General features: G+C 56.7%; 11 protein-coding genes. 4 read left to right on the top strand and 7 right to left on the bottom strand.

Going from position 1 to position 15,676, the window contains the following annotated elements:
• Positions 1–234: 234 nt before the first annotated feature.
• Complete coding sequence (locus HVX72_RS19295) at positions 235–441, top strand: DUF1107 domain-containing protein (protein ID WP_004857160.1); 207 nt, start codon at positions 235–237, stop codon at positions 439–441.
• 71 nt (positions 442–512) lie between these two features.
• Here HVX72_RS19295 and HVX72_RS19290 read toward each other — a convergent pair whose 3' ends face one another.
• The 6 genes from HVX72_RS19290 to HVX72_RS19265 form a co-directional block, all read right to left on the bottom strand.
• Positions 513–1,853: a hemolysin family protein gene (locus tag HVX72_RS19290; RefSeq protein ID WP_042289497.1), complete on the bottom strand. Its 1,341-nt coding sequence runs from the start codon at positions 1,851–1,853 to the stop codon at positions 513–515.
• A gap of 142 nt (positions 1,854–1,995) precedes the next feature.
• The gene (locus HVX72_RS19285; RefSeq protein WP_042289494.1) at positions 1,996–3,534 is read right to left on the bottom strand and encodes an MFS transporter; all 1,539 of its coding nucleotides are present in this window, start codon (positions 3,532–3,534) and stop codon (positions 1,996–1,998) included.
• A 79-nt stretch (positions 3,535–3,613) separates the two neighbouring features.
• Positions 3,614–4,636, bottom strand: a complete 1,023-nt coding sequence (locus HVX72_RS19280; protein WP_181822114.1) for a Gfo/Idh/MocA family oxidoreductase — start codon at positions 4,634–4,636, stop codon at positions 3,614–3,616.
• 10 nt (positions 4,637–4,646) lie between these two features.
• Positions 4,647–5,714: a Gfo/Idh/MocA family oxidoreductase gene (locus tag HVX72_RS19275; protein ID WP_042289492.1), complete on the bottom strand. Its 1,068-nt coding sequence runs from the start codon at positions 5,712–5,714 to the stop codon at positions 4,647–4,649.
• Positions 5,711–6,895, bottom strand: a complete 1,185-nt coding sequence (locus HVX72_RS19270) for a Gfo/Idh/MocA family oxidoreductase (protein WP_181822113.1) — start codon at positions 6,893–6,895, stop codon at positions 5,711–5,713. Before HVX72_RS19270 ends, HVX72_RS19275 begins: the two co-directional genes overlap by 4 nt.
• 15 nt (positions 6,896–6,910) lie before the next feature.
• Positions 6,911–8,065, bottom strand: a complete 1,155-nt coding sequence (locus HVX72_RS19265; RefSeq protein ID WP_060570919.1) for a Gfo/Idh/MocA family oxidoreductase — start codon at positions 8,063–8,065, stop codon at positions 6,911–6,913.
• A 190-nt stretch (positions 8,066–8,255) separates the two neighbouring features.
• Between HVX72_RS19265 and HVX72_RS19260 the strand changes: the two genes are divergently transcribed.
• Positions 8,256–9,311 carry a LacI family DNA-binding transcriptional regulator gene (locus HVX72_RS19260; protein WP_181822112.1) on the top strand — a complete coding sequence of 352 codons (1,056 nt, stop codon included), beginning with the start codon at positions 8,256–8,258 and terminating at the stop codon, positions 9,309–9,311.
• 1 nt (position 9,312) lies between these two features.
• Here the strand turns inward: HVX72_RS19260 and msrA are convergent, their stop codons facing one another.
• Entirely contained in the window at positions 9,313–9,951 is a 639-nt protein-coding gene (gene msrA, locus HVX72_RS19255) for a peptide-methionine (S)-S-oxide reductase MsrA (protein ID WP_181822111.1), read from the bottom strand.
• A gap of 215 nt (positions 9,952–10,166) precedes the next feature.
• Between msrA and tamA the strand changes: the two genes are divergently transcribed.
• Both tamA and tamB read left to right on the top strand, forming a co-directional pair.
• Positions 10,167–11,900, top strand: coding sequence for an autotransporter assembly complex protein TamA (gene tamA / locus HVX72_RS19250; RefSeq protein ID WP_181822110.1), 1,734 nt, complete (start codon positions 10,167–10,169; stop codon positions 11,898–11,900).
• Positions 11,897–15,676: an autotransporter assembly complex protein TamB gene (gene tamB / locus HVX72_RS19245; protein WP_181822109.1), complete on the top strand. Its 3,780-nt coding sequence runs from the start codon at positions 11,897–11,899 to the stop codon at positions 15,674–15,676. Before tamA ends, tamB begins: the two co-directional genes overlap by 4 nt.

The raw sequence follows: 15,676 nt of genomic DNA, 5'->3' as shown, positions 1-15,676 counted from the left end.
GCGTCAGTTTGCGGACGGGCGCACAAATCCTGCGAAAAACGACGTCTTATACTGAAGGCATCGGCAGCAATCAAAGATGATTCTGATTAACTGTAATAAAAAGGTAAATAAACTTATACACGCTGGAAACATCGTACAGATAGTCTATAGTCAAATGGCATTAAAATTTGCGCCTTAGAACTGTTGGGCCGATTGTGGCACCGCAAGGGCGTAAGACTTACGCAGGAGACAACAATGAAAATTTTCCAACGGTACAACCCACTGCAGGTGGCGAAGTACGTGAAGATCCTGTTCCGCGGACGGTTATATATCAAGGACGTTGGCGCTTTTGAGTTCGATAAGGGTAAGATTCTTATCCCAAAAGTGAAGGACAAACAGCATCTTTCTGTGATGTCCGAAGTTAACCGTCAGGTTCTGCGTCTGCAAACTGAGATGGCTTAACCAAAGTGCTATGCAGTTGTGTTACGTAGTAAATGAACGGCTCCCGATGGGAGCCGTTGATGTTTGTGGGATCAGGAGGCGTGGGTCTCGTCCTTCGCATCGGGCAGTTTCGGCGTCAGGACGTTGGGTTTGCTGTCCAGACGGGTCACCAGCAGCTGGTCGATACGGTAGTTGTCGATATCCACCACTTCGAATTTGTAGCCGGAAAACTTCACCGAATCGGTACGTTTTGGGATCTTCCGCAGCATAAACATCATAAAGCCGCCGATGGTCTCGTAGTTGCCCGACTGCGGGAACTCGTCAATATCCAGCACGCGCATCACGTCGTCGATTGGCGTACCGCCGTCGATCAACCATGAGTTCTCGTCGCGCGCCACAATCTGCTCTTCCAGCCCCTGGCCGACCAGATCGCCCATCAACGTGGTCATCACGTCATTCAGAGTGATAATACCCACCACCAGCGCGTATTCGTTCATGATCACCGCGAAGTCTTCCCCGGCAGTTTTGAAACTTTCCAGCGCTTCGGAGAGGGTCAGAGTATCGGGAACAATGAGCGTATTGCGGATCTGCACGCCGCTGTTCAGCGCCATGCTTTGATTCGCCAGCACCCGGTTCAGCAGATCTTTTGAGTCCACGTAGCCAATGATATGGTCGATATCTTCATTACATACCAGAAACTTAGAGTGCGGATGCTCCGCGACTTTGGTTTTCAGGCTTTGCTCATCTTCGTGCAGATCAAACCAGATTACGTTTTCACGTGAGGTCATGGAAGACGGCACGGTACGCGACTCCAGCTCAAAGACATTTTCAATCAGCTCATGTTCCTGCTTACGCAGCACACCCGCGAGCGCCCCGGCTTCCACCACGGCGTAGATATCGTCAGAGGTGATGTCATCTTTGCGCACCATCGGCAGTTTGAAGATGCGGAAGATCACGTTCGCCAGCCCGTTGAAGAACCACACCAGCGGGGTGAACACAAACAGACAGAAGCGCATCGGGTTGATGATACGCAAAGCCACAGCTTCTGGCGCAATCATACCGATGCGTTTCGGGGTTAAGTCCGCGAAGAGAATAAACATGCCGGTTACCAGCGAGAAAGAGAGAATAAAGCTCAACTGCTCGGAGAGTTCCGCTGACATGTACCGGGAAAACAGCGAGTGAAATGCCGGAGAAAAGGCGGCGTCGCCGACGATACCGCCCAAAATGGCGACTGCGTTCAGGCCAATTTGCACCACGGTAAAGAACATGCCGGGATTTTCCTGCATCTTCAGAACGCGCTGCGCATTAAGATTGCCTTCATCGGCCAGCAGCTTCAGTTTGATTTTACGTGAGGCGGCAAGCGAGATCTCGGATATCGAGAAGAACGCACTCACAGCGATCAGGCAAAGAATGATAAAAATACTGTTTAACATATCTTATCCGACCGTTCAGGTCAGATCCTCGGAAGGGAAGTTTATAATTCGTGCGATACAGAAATTGAAAACCGGCTCGTAGCGGTGAGCCGGTAAGTTCAGGGGCTAGTATAGCGTAAGCGACTGTAAAGTCGCCAGAGGGTTAATTTTCAGCAATAACGGCAGGGTTTTTCGCGCCAGGCTTCGCATCCCAGACTTCGTCATATTCATAGCCGGTCAGGGCTTTAATGACCTGGCGGGTCTCTTCGTCACAGTCGGCGCAGTTGCCGCCCAGCTTGCGCCGCGCCACCTCTTTAATCAGGATCTTGTGCGTCTTCTGGGTCAACGTAAACCTGAATGTGGTATAGAAGCTGACGGCCAGCAACGCCGCGGTGGCGAAGATCATCAGACCGATAATGGCGTGCAGGGCGCTGATGGGTTGCGCACCGCCGCCTTTGACAAAGCCGCTCTCTTCCAGTACCACGCCTATTAGCATAATCGCCAGCGCGACGGTGCTTTTACGGGTTAATACCATCACCCCGGCAAAAATCCCTTCCCGACGCTGGCGGGTGACAATCTCATCGACATCCGGAATAAAGCTATAGATGTTCCACGGAATGTAATACAACCCCGCTTTTGCCAGACCGAACAGCACAAAAAGGGCGGAAAAGAGCAGGGCGGGGATCGGTACGTCGACGACGTAAATCGCCAGCAGGCTGGCGAGAACGATAAAAATACAGCCGTAAGAAAGCCGTAGCGCGCTGGATGGCGTCATATTTAGCTTGTTCATCAGCATCATAAAGCCAAACGTACCCGGAATAGAAACAAACGCCGCGATACTGAGTAATCCAGACACCGTCGCCGCATCCTGCTTTAAGCCGTAAACCACGTAATAGGTAAATACCGAGCCAAACACATCCATGGCGGTAAACGAGCAAATATAAATAAGAATATGTTGACGGAAAATACGTATTTTAAAGGATGAAAAGAGATCAATAACCAGATACTTAAGATGGTTGAATAACCCACTGCTGCGCTGCGTTTCCGGCGTGAATTCATATTCTTCGCGTACGTCTTTCGCTTCCCACGTTGTCGCCCAGGTGGTAAACACCGCGACAAAATAAATGATCGCAAAAACAATCCCGGTTAGCGTATAGGTAAAAGAATTATCTTTACCGGTGAACTGCATGATAATACCCGGCACCGACACCGCTAAAAATCCGCCCAGCGACGAGCACATCATACGGACGCCAGCCAGACGCGTACGTTCGCTAAAGCGGTTAGTCATCTCTGCGGCCAGCGTCTCCCATGGCACCAGCACCATCGCTGACAGCAGCTCAATAGACAGATAGGTGCCCAGATAATACCAGTAGCTCATGTCGGTGACCCACACCAGCGCGTAGAGAAACATGAGCGGGGCGCTGATTAACAGAAAGAAACGTCGTCGGCCAAATTTCCGGCCAAGCCAGGTATTACCGAAATTATCGGTAATATAGCCCATCACCGGGCTTAAAATGGCGTCAATAATTCGGGCGATTGCAAATATCGAGCCCGCTTCCAGCACCGATAATCCACAATAGGTGGTATAAAAAAATAAAAGCCAGGTGCCAATAACCGCGAATGCACCGCCTCCAAATAAATCGGTTACGCCATAGCCTATCGCTACGCCGTAACCCACTCTCCGTTCAGTAGGTTTCGCCATATCATTATTCCTGTAGGGGACTTTTTATTGCCGGAGGGCGGCGTCGCCAGCTCCGGCCTGGGTTTAACGCATTGCGGGTTTATTTCTCCAGGGTTATCCAGTGCCGTAATTGCGACGAACGATAAATGGCATCGACGATCTGCAAGGATTTCGCGGCTTCATCAATGCCGCACACTTTTGCGGCGGCGGGATCGCGCACCGCATTGTAGAACTGGCGAATCGCTTCCCGGTGGCCGACGCCCCAGTAGCTTTTGCCGTTGCCCTCCGGGGCGGAATCACTCGCCAGCTTGTGCCGCGCGCCGTCACGCAGTAACCACAGCTCACTGCCCTCAAGCTGCAGCAAGCCATGTTCACCGTGAATTTCCATTTGCAGGGGTGAGTTGGTGGTGTAACAGTTGCTGGCGTAGAACAGCCCGCGCGCGCCGTTAGCAAAGGCGAAGGTAGCCATCGCGCTATCCTCGCCGTCAATAATGTCAGCCAGCCAACTGCTGTCGACCACGCCTTTCACGCGGGTGACGCCCTTGCCAAACCATTGCATCAAATCAAGGGTGTGAATCGCCTGGTTGATCAGCAGACAGCCGCCTTCGGTGGCATGTTTCCCGCGCCAGGGACTGTCCGTGTAATAACCGCCGCCGCGCGACCAGGTCAGCACAGCTTTAATGGCGAGCATGTTGCCGATTGTCCCGTCCTGCAGCTGCTGCTGAATAGCGATACTGGTGGGGTTAAGCCGGTTCTGATAACAAATGCCCAGCGTTCCTTTGGCGTGCAGAAGGGCGGCGTCGATTTCCGCCACGTCCAGCGCGTTTATCACCGCAGGCTTTTCGCAAAAGACCTGTTTCCCCGCCGCCAGCGCGGCGAGGATCATCGGCTTATGCAGATAATGCGGCGTACAAATATGCACCACGTCGATGGCGTCATCCCACAGCATTTCACGATAGTCATGGTAGAGCTGGCAGTCATATTCTGCGGCCAGTTGTCGCCCCCGGTTGATATTGCATTCCGCAATGGCCCGTAGCGTCACGGCGGGCAACTGACGCAGTGCCTCTACGTGGGTGGTGTGGATGGCTCCACAGCCAATGATGGCGGCGTTCAGTGTTTTCATGGGCGCTCCGTCATCCACGCGCATTTGCCAGCATCTGTGCTTTAACGCACAACTCGGCGGCCTTAAAGGCATGCGCCTGGGTCATGGCGTTTTCGCTGCGATGCAGACAGTCGAGGATCAGTTCGCCAAAGTAGGGGAAGCCGACTTTCCCCGCCACGGGATAGCGGAACTCGCCCTCTTTGTTGACCAGATAGACCACATCCTGCTCGCCGCGAGTGATATCGACATATTTACGGATTTCGATATAGCCCTCAGTACCGAGCAGGGTTAAGCGTCCGTCGCCCCAGGAAGAGAGGCCGTCCGGGGTGAACCAGTCGCAGCGAAAGTAGCCTGTGGCGCCGTTATCGCCCGCCAGCATCGCGTCGCCGAAATCTTCAAACAACGGATACTGTGGGTGATTCACGTTACGCACCTGACTGGCGACAACCTGAGCGTTACTGTTGCCGGTGTAAAACAGAAACTGCTCGATCTGATGGCTGCCAATATCGCAGAGAATGCCGCCGAAATAGCGACGGTCGTAGAACCAGTCCGGACGCCCGCTGCCCTCGCGATGCGGGCCGGTACCGAGCGTTTGCACCACCCGGCCTATCGCCCCTTTTTTCACTAACTCGCCGGCGAAGACCGCGCTTTCGACGTGCAGGCGTTCGCTGTAGTACACCGCGTATTTTCGTCCGGTTTTGGCTACCATCGCTTTGGCGTCTTCCAGTTGCCCGAGCGTAGTCAGCGGCGCTTTGTCCGTGAAGTAATCTTTTCCGGCCGCCATCACCTTCAGCCCCAGCGGACAGCGCTCTGAGGGCACCGCCGCGCCAGCGATCAGCTGTATGTCCGGGTCATTGAGCAGCGTGTCCAGCGAGTCAGCCACCTGCGCCTGAGGGTACTGCTTCACGAACGCCGCCACCTTCTGCGGATCGGGGTCATATACCCATTTCAGCGTCGCGCCAGCCTCAATCAACCCGTTGCACATGCCATAGATATGGCCGTGATCGAGCGCGGCGGCGGCAATCATAAACTCGCCAGGCTGGACCACCGGCTGCGGTTTGCCGGTGGGGGCATAGTTCATTCCATCGTTTAAGCTCATGCTTCTACTCCTGAATCTAAGTCTTTACCCAGAGGGATTGCGCCCACTTCGGCAAAATTGCTCACGGAAGCGGATTTCTCATAAAAATGCGGGGCTTTCTCCAGCAGGCCGCCGGTGCGATAAAACGCATCGTCGCGGGCAACCGGCAGCGTGACCACGGAACGGGTGATGGCCGATTTGTAAATCGCGGCGATCAGTTCCAGTGAGCGTTTCCCCTGCTCACCGTCCACCAGCGGCGCGGTTTGTTGTTCAATGGCGGTTAACACGTTTTCGATTTGCCCGGTATGCAGGGTCCATGTGAGGGCGGGTGTGGCGTGAAACAGCGCGGTCAGGCGCGCTTCCAGCGCAAGATTGTTTTCCGGCTGCGGAAAGCCGTTGTCGGCGGACTGACTGGCGAACACTTTCCACGGCGCGGAGATCCGCGCCTTTTCGCCCTGGATGACAATCTTCTGATCTTCGCCGTGATGAACGACCGAGGCGGTCAACTGCGTCAGCGCGCCGCCGGGGTATCTGAAAATCGCCGCGCTGAGGTCTTCGACTTCGGCGTTATCGTGGGCGACGTTGGTCATCATCGCCACCACCTCGCTGGGAAAGCCGAGCAGCCACTGGATGGCGTCGATGTGGTGCACCGCGTGATTCAGCGTGCAGCCGCCGCCCTCTTTTTCCCAGGTGCCGCGCCACCAGAGGTCGTAATAGCAGTGCCCGCGCCACCAGAAGGAGTCCACCTGCGCGTGGCAAATATTGCCTGCCAGGCCGGAGTCCACCGCCGCCTTTAAGCGCCAGAACGCGTCAGTAAAGCGGTTTTGCGCAATCACCGACAGGGTTTTCCCGCTGGCCCGTTGGGCGGCGATCATCGCGTCGCACTCCTCCAGCGACGCCGCCATTGGTTTTTCGCACAGCACATGCTTTCCGTTATTCAGCGCATCAATGGCGATTTCCGCGTGGACGTAAGGCGGCGTACAGACGTCCACCAGATCGACATGCAGATCCGCCGCCAGCAGCGCGGCGTGGGTGGCGAACACCTGCGCTTCAGCCAGCCCGTAGCGGGTTTTCTTCTCTTCGGCTTTCTCCGGATAGATATCCACCAGCGCGACGATCCGGCAGCGTTCAGGAAAGGCCAGATAGCCCTGAATATGGTTATGGGAAATGTTCCCCGTTCCAACAATCGCAACGTTCAGCATCCTTCCTCCTCGTCGTTACCAGGTGCCGGAAGCGTCCAGCGTGCGGCTGGCGACATGTTTTTCTACCGATGACGCAATGCGTTCTTGCAACAACTGGTAGTAGCGCTGTTCGTCAAAGGGAAACGCGACCCAGTCGTCGATCCAGGTGGACAGGTGCATGGCGTTAGAAAGCGTGAGACCGCGAATCCCCTCCAGACCGGGGGCGATCAGCGGCTCGCCGTGCAGGATAGCGGCGGTGAAATTACGGGTAATCACATCATGCTCGCTGCATTCCGCCGCGGTGGGAATCGTCACTTCCCAGCACTCCGGCTCGCCGAAGCCGTTTTGCCAGCGGGCATTGAACTCGGTTTCTGATTCGCGCAAACGCCAGAAGCGCAGGCGGCCTTCTTCCACCACCACTTTGCCGCGATCGCCTGCGATCTCCAGCCGGTTGGTCCCCGGCGCTTCTGCGGTGGTGGTAATAAACACCCCCGTTGCGCCGTTGGCGTATTCCGCATACGCGGTGACCTCGTTTTCGACCTCAATCTGGCGATGCTTACCAAACTGGCAAAAGGCGCGCATCCGCACCGGCATTCCCACCAGCCACTGCCAGAGATCGAGCTGATGAGGATCCTGGTTGAGCAGCACGCCGCCGCCTTCGCCTTTCCAGGTGGCGCGCCAGCCGCCGGAGTTGTAATAGCTCTGCGAGCGATACCAGTTGGTGATGATCCAGTTGGAGCGGCGCAGTTCGCCCAGTTCGCCGCTGTCGATGAGATCTTTCACTTTCTGGTACAGCGGATTGGGACGCTGGTTATACATCATGCTAAACACCACGTCGCATTCGCGAGCGCAGGCGTTCATTTCCTCAACCTGCGCGGTGTAGACGCCAGCGGGCTTTTCGCAGAGGGTGTGTATGCCCCGGCGCATTGCCATTATCGATAGCGCCGGATGATCGTAATGCGGCGTGGCGACAATCACCGCGTCGATCAGACCGCTTTCCAGCATCTCGCGCGCGTCGCTGAACAGAGCGACCGACTCGCCCGTCAGACGGCGGATGGCGGCATGTTTGTCGGGATTGTTATCGCAAACGGCGGTCAGGCAGGCTTCTTCAACCTTACCTGCCAGCAGATAACGGGCGTGGACGGTGCCGATATTGCCGACGCCAATAATGCCAAAACGTACTTTTTTCATGTCAGGCCTTACTCAGTGCGATGGGGGGATAACCGGAACATAGAAAACGGCTGAAACGTCGACAACGGGATTTTGTGAGAGGGCTTGCAGGATGCAAAAGAAGTTAGCCCGCGAAGCAAAAAGGCGTTTTAGAATCAATGGGGTACATCTGCAAAAATTTGCAAAGATACATTGCGAGCGGGGTCACAGAATGTCAGGCAAGCTAAAAATGGACGAAATTGCGGCCTTGACCGGCTTCTCGGTCAGTACCGTTTCCCGGGTACTCAGCGGAAAGTCTTACACCAGCAACAAGGCGCGTGAAGCGATAGTGAACTGCGCGCGCCAGTTGGGCGTGCTCGACTCCCTCGCCAGCGGTCGCCTGCTGATTAACGGGATCGTGGTTTTTGCCCCCCAGCGAACATTCACCGCCCAGGGCGACGCTTTTTACCTGGAGGTGACGCGGGGCATCGCTGACGCGGTTGCGCCGCACGATGTGTATCTCACCTGGTGTGGGCTTGACGAGCAACGCGCCGATATCAAAATCTTTCTGGAAAAAGCCAACAATAAGAATATCAACGCCATCATTCTGATCGGCATTGACGATCCAACCATCCACAAACTGGCGCAGTCGCTGGATAAACCCTGCGTGCTGGTGAATTCGCAGGATCGGGAGGGGCTACTCGACGCGGTATCACCGGATCACCGGGCGATTGGCAACCTTGCGGCGCAATATCTGTTCGATCAGGGGCACCGCCGCATACTTCACATCACCAGCCTGCGGCGCGAAACCATGTACTGGCGGCTGGAAGGCATTAAAGAGGTCTATCGCCAGTATCAGATCCCGTTTGATTCACAGCGGGATCTGCTGGTCACCGAAGGGTTTACCGCCGGGGAGGCGGAACAGGCGATAGACGACTGGCTGCGCATTACGCCGCGCGAGGCGTGGCCGGAAGTGATTTTTTGCGCGGGTGCGCCGATGTCGGTGGGCATCCAGCGCGTGCTGGAAAAAGCGGGCGTTCGCATGCCGGAGGGGATCTCGCTCATGACCACCGGCGTGGAGGGACTGGACGCGGAGGTTATTGCAACGGTAAGTTGCATCACCATCCCCTGTCGGGCGCTGGGGGTGGAAGCCGTGCATTTATTGCAAAACCGGCTCAACCGGCCATCCGCGCCGGTATTCAATTTATGCCTGAAAGGCAAGGTGTTGGATAAGGGCACGGTGGTTAGCGCCACGCGCCACGCCGCCCGCGTGGCCGTGTCACGATAGATTACCCTTGTGGCGGCAGACAAATGCCAATCCCGCCGATGCCGCAGTATCCGTACGGATTTTTGTGCAGATACTGCTGGTGATCGTCCTCGGCGTAGTAAAACGGCGTGGCGTTGCTGATTTCCGTTGTGATGTGGCGATCGTCGCCGGAGGCGGTCATCGCCGACTGAAAACGCGCAAGGCTGGCGCGCGCGGCGGCGTCCTGCTCCGGCGTCAGCGGATAAATGGCCGAACGGTACTGGGTGCCGTGGTCGTTGCCCTGACGCATACCTTGCGCCGGATCGTGGTTTTCCCAGAACACCTGTAACAGCTGCTCGTAGCTGATAACGTTCGGGTCATACACCACGCGTACCGCTTCGGCGTGGCCGGTCTCGCCGGAACACACTTCCCGGTAGGTCGGGTTAGGCGTATAGCCGCCGGTATACCCCGCCGCGGTGCTGTAAACGCCAGGGAGCTGCCAGAACAGGCGCTCAACGCCCCAGAAACAGCCCATGGCGAAAAAGGCGACTTCCATCCCCTCGGGCACGTTCGTCATTGAATGTTCATTGACGGCGTGAAGCGTCGCCACCGGCATCGGGGTATTGCGTCCAGGTAGCGCCTCTGACGGTGAAATCAGATGCTTTTTGTCGAATAAACTCATGGTGCCGTTCTCCCGATAATCAGTAATTGGGGTTAAGGTTGTAACAAGACGCGTATTTGCACACAATATCCATTACGAATACGTCTATCTTAAACATAAGAAATATTTGGGTTGTCGTCTGTTTTTCAATCCCAGTTGTTGGGTTTTTGTTAAGCCGTGGATCGGCATTATGGTTGTTTTCCAGGGGTGGAAATAAGGGATATTCAGGAGAAAAAGTGCCACATATCCGTCAGTTATGCTGGGTGAGCCTGCTGTGCTTAAGCAGTTCCGCCTGGGCCGCGAACGTCCGATTACAGGTCGAGGGGCTATCAGGAGAACTGGAGAAAAACGTCCGTGCGCAGCTCTCCACAATTCAAAGCGACGAAGTGACGCCGGACCGGCGTTTTCGCGCGCGCGTGGATGATGCTATCCGTGAGGGGCTAAAGGCGCTCGGTTACTACGAGCCGACGATCGACTTTGACCTGCGTCCGCCGCCGGCAAAGGGGCGTCAGGTGCTGATCGCCAGGGTCACGCCGGGTGAACCGGTGCGCATTGGCGGGACCGAAGTCATTTTACGCGGCGGCGCGCGTACCGACAGAGATTATCTGGAGCTGCTGAAAACGCGTCCGGCAGTCGGGACGGTGCTGAATCACGGGGATTACGACAGTTTTAAAAAGTCCCTCACCAGCGTGGCGCTACGTAAAGGGTATTTCGACAGCGAATTTAATAAGAGCCAGTTGGGCGTCGCGCTTGACCGCCATCAGGCTTTCTGGGATATCGACTACAACAGCGGCGAGCGCTACCGCTTTGGTCATGTCACTTTCGAAGGTTCGCAGATCCGCGATGAGTATCTGCAAAATCTGGTGCCGTTTAAAGAGGGGGACCAGTATGAATCAAAAGATCTCGGCGAGTTAAACCGTCGTCTCTCGGCGACCGGATGGTTCAACTCGGTGGTCGTCGCGCCGGAATTCGACAAAGCGCGCCAGACCAAAGTGCTGCCGCTAAAGGGCGTGGTTTCGCCGCGCACCGAAAACACCATCGAAACCGGGGTGGGCTATTCCACTGACGTCGGCCCGCGGGTAAAGGCGACGTGGAAAAAACCGTGGATGAACTCGTACGGGCACAGCCTGACCACCAGCGCCAGCATCTCCGCCCCCGAACAGGTGCTGGATTTCAGCTACAAAATCCCGCTCTTAAAGAATCCGCTGGAGCAGTATTACCTGGTGCAGGGCGGCTTTAAGCGTACCGATCTCAACGATACCGAACAGGACTCCACCACGCTTGCGCTTTCGCGCTACTGGGATCTTTCCAGCGGCTGGCAGCGGGCGATAAACCTGCGCTGGAGTCTCGACCACTTTACCCAGGGCGAAGTGACCAATACCACCATGCTGCTGTATCCGGGGGTGATGATAAGCCGTACCCGCTCGCGCGGCGGCCTGATGCCGACGTGGGGCGACTCGCAGCGCTATTCGATTGACTACTCCAACACCGCCTGGGGATCAGATGTCGATTTTTCGGTGATCCAGGCGCAAAACGTCTGGATCCGCACCTTGTACGATCGCCACCGTTTCGTGATGCGCGGCAATCTCGGCTGGATTGAGACCGGCGACTTTGACAAAGTGCCGCCGGATCTCCGCTTCTTCGCCGGGGGCGACCGCAGTATTCGCGGCTACAAATATAAATCAATCTCGCCGAAAGACAGCAATGGCGACCTGAAAGGGGCGTCGAAGCTGGCAACCGGCTCGCTGGAATATCAGTATAACGTCAGCGGAAAATGGTGGGGCGCGATGTTTGTCGACAGCGGCGAAGCGGTCAGCGATATCCGCAGAAGCGACTTCAAAACCGGCGCCGGGGTTGGCGTGCGCTGGCAGTCGCCGGTCGGGCCGATCAAGCTCGATATCGCCGCGCCGATCGGCGACAAAGACGAGCATGGTTTACAGTTTTACATCGGTCTGGGGCCTGAATTATGAGTTTATGGAAGAAGATAAGCCTCGGCGTACTGATTTTTATCCTGCTGCTGCTGGCAACCGTCGGGTTTCTGGTGGGCACCACCACCGGTCTGCATCTGGTGTTCAACGCGGCGAACCGCTGGGTACCGGGGCTGGAAATCGGCCAGGTGACCGGCGGCTGGCGTGACCTGTCATTGAAAAATATCCGTTACGACCAGCCGGGCGTGGCGGTGAATGCCGGCGAAGTGCATCTGGCCGTGGGGCTGGACTGCCTGTGGAACAGCAGTCTGTGCGTCAACGATCTGTCGCTCAAGGACATCAACGTCGTCATTGACAGCAAAAAGATGCCGCCCGCGGAACAGGTAGAGGCAGAGGAAGACAGCGGCCCGCTGAATCTCTCCACGCCCTATCCCATCACCCTTTCTCGCGTCGCGCTGGAAAACGTCAATATTAAAATTGACGACACCACCGTTTCGGTAATGGATTTCACCTCAGGCCTGAACTGGCAGGAAAAAAATCTGACCCTGAAGCCCACCTCATTACAGGGGCTGTTGATCGCGCTGCCGAAAGTGGCGGACGTGGCGCAAGAAGAGGTCGTGGAACCGAAGATCCAGAATCCGCAGCCGGACGAAAAACCGCTCGGCGAAACGCTCAAGGATCTGTTCTCCAGGCCGGTGCTGCCGGAAATGACCGACGTTCACCTGCCGCTGAATCTTAATATTGAAGCGTTTAAAGGCGAGCAGTTGCGTCTTACGGGCGATACCGATCTGACGGTCTTTAGCCTGCTGCTGAAGGTCAGTAGCATTGACGGCAATATGAAGCTGGACGCGCTGGATATCGATTCCAGTCAGGGGACGATAAATGCGACTGGTACGGCACAGTTAAGCCATAACTGGCCAGTGGATATGACCCTCAACAGCACGCTGAACGTGGAGCCGCTGAAGGGCGAGAAGATCACGCTAAAGGTGGGCGGCGCGCTGCGCGAACAGCTGGAAGTCGGCGTGAATCTCTCCGGCCCGGTGGATGTGGATCTGCGGGCGCAGACGCGGCTGGCGGAGGCCGGGTTGCCGCTCAATCTGGACGTGGTCAGTAAGCAGGTTTACTGGCCGTTTACCGGCGATAAGCAGTTCCAGGCCGATGATATCCGGCTCAAACTCACCGGCAAAATGACCGACTACACGCTGTCGATGCGCACGGCGGTGAAAGGTCAGGATATTCCCCCGGCGACCATCACCCTGGATGCGAAAGGCAACGAACAGCAGATTAACCTCGACAAGCTGACCGTCGCCGCGCTGGAAGGGAAAACCGAGCTGAAAGCGCTGGTGGACTGGCAGCAGGCGATCAGCTGGCGCGGTGAACTGACGCTGGACGGCATTAACACCGCCAAAGAGGTGCCGGACTGGCCCTCGAGGCTCAATGGTCTGGTCAAAACCCGCGGCAGCCTGTATGGCGGCACGTGGCAGATGGAGGTGCCGGAGCTGAAGCTGACAGGCAACGTTAAGCAGAACAAGGTTAACGTTAACGGCTCGCTGAAGGGCAACAGTTACATGCAGTGGATCATTCCAGGACTGCATCTGGAACTGGGGGCGAACAGCGCGGATGTGAAAGGTGAGCTGGGCGTCAAAGAGCTGAATCTGGACGCCACCATTGACGCGCCGGGGCTGGATAACGCACTGCCGGGATTAGGCGGTACGGCGAAAGGCCTGTTAAAGGTGCGCGGCACGGTCGATGCGCCGCAACTGCTGGCGGATATCACCGCCCACGGCCTGCGCTGGCAGGAACTCTCCGTGGCCCAGGTGCGGGTAGAAGGAGATATCAAATCCACCGACCAGATTGCCGGACAGCTTGATGTCAGGGTTGAACGAATCTCGCAGCCGGATGTGAATATCAATCTTGTCACGCTGAACGCGAAAGGCAGCGAGAAGCAGCACCAGTTGCAGCTGCGGGTTCAGGGCGAGCCGGTTTCCGGACAGCTCGATCTGGCCGGTAGCTTTGACCGAAAAGAGATGCGCTGGAAAGGTACCCTCAGCAATACCCGCTTCCAGACGCCGGTGGGGCCGTGGTCGCTGACCCGCGCCATCGCACTGGATTACCGCAACCAGGAGCAGAAAATCAGCATTGGGCCACATTGCTGGACGAACCCGAACGCTGAACTGTGTGTGCCGCAAACCATTGACGCCGGGGCGGAAGGCCGGGCGGTGGTGAATCTCAACCGCTTCGATCTGGCGATGCTGAAGCCGTTTATGCCAGAGACCACTCAGGCCAGTGGCGTTTTTACCGGGAAGGCTGACGTGGCGTGGGACACCACCAAAGAGGGGCTGCCGCAGGGCAACGTGACGCTTTCCGGACGTAACGTGAAGGTGACGCAGACGGTTAACGACGGGCCGCTGCCGCTGGCGTTTGACACGCTGAACGTCAGCGCCGATCTGCATAACAATCGCGCGGAACTGGGCTGGCTGATTCGCCTGACCAATAACGGACAGCTTGACGGTCAGGTGCAGGTGACCGATCCGCAGGGGCGACGTAATCTCGGCGGCAATGTGAACATCCGCAACCTCAATCTGGCGATGGTGAACCCGATCTTTGCCCGCGGTGAAAAAGCGGCGGGGATGCTGAACGCGAACCTGCGTCTCGGCGGCGATGTCCAGGGGCCGCAGATGTTTGGTCAGCTCCAGCTAAGCGGTCTGGATATCGACGGCAACTTTATGCCGTTTGACATGCAGCCAAGTCAGCTGGCGATGAATTTTAACGGTACGCGCTCGACCCTGACCGGGGAAGTACGTACTCAGCAGGGGCAGATAAACCTCAGCGGTGACGCAGACTGGAGCCAGATCGACAACTGGCGCGCGCGGGTTGCGGCGAAAGGCAGCCGGGTGCGCATTACCGTACCGCCAATGGTACGGCTGGACGTCTCGCCGGACGTGGTGTTTGAAGCGACGCCGAGCTTGTTCACCCTCGACGGTCGTGTCGACGTGCCGTGGGCGCGCATTGTGGTGCATGAGCTGCCGGAAAGCGCAGTGGGCGTCTCCAGCGACGAAGTCATGCTCAACGATCAGTTACAGCCTGAAGAACCGCAGACCGCCGGGATCCCGATCAACAGCAACCTGATCGTTCACGTCGGCAACAACGTGCGGATGGACGCGTTTGGCCTGAAAGCCCGTCTGACGGGCGATTTGAAAGTGGCGCAGGATAAACAGGGGCTGGGGCTTAACGGACAGATTAATATTCCGGAAGGCCGCTTCCACGCCTACGGGCAGGATCTGATAGTGCGTAAGGGCGAACTGCTCTTCTCTGGCCCGCCGGATCAGCCTTTACTCAATATCGAAGCGATTCGTAACCCGGAAGCGACCGAAGATGATGTGATCGCTGGCGTTCGCGTCACCGGATCGGCGGACGAACCGAAGGCGGAGATCTTCTCTGATCCGGCCATGTCACAGCAAATGGCGCTCTCTTATCTGCTGCGCGGACAGGGACTGGACAGCGATCAAAGCGACAGCGCAGCGATGACCTCCATGCTCATTGGCCTGGGGGTTGCACAAAGTGGTCAGGTTGTGGGTAAAATCGGGGAGACATTTGGCGTAAGCAATTTGGCGCTGGACACCCAGGGGGTAGGGGACTCATCCCAGGTGGTGGTCAGCGGATATGTATTGCCTGGTCTACAGGTGAAATACGGTGTGGGCATATTTGACTCTTTAGCCACGCTCACGCTACGTTATCGCCTGATGCCTAAGCTATATCTGGAAGCCGTGTCTGGCGTAGATCAGGCACTGGATTTGCTCTATCAGTTTGAGTTTTAG

Origin of the sequence: Citrobacter sp. RHB21-C05 (genome assembly GCF_013889015.1) — a bacterium.
Taxonomy (GTDB): Bacteria; Pseudomonadota; Gammaproteobacteria; order Enterobacterales; family Enterobacteriaceae; genus Citrobacter_A; species Citrobacter_A sedlakii.
This window is presented reverse-complemented; position numbering and strand designations above follow the sequence as displayed.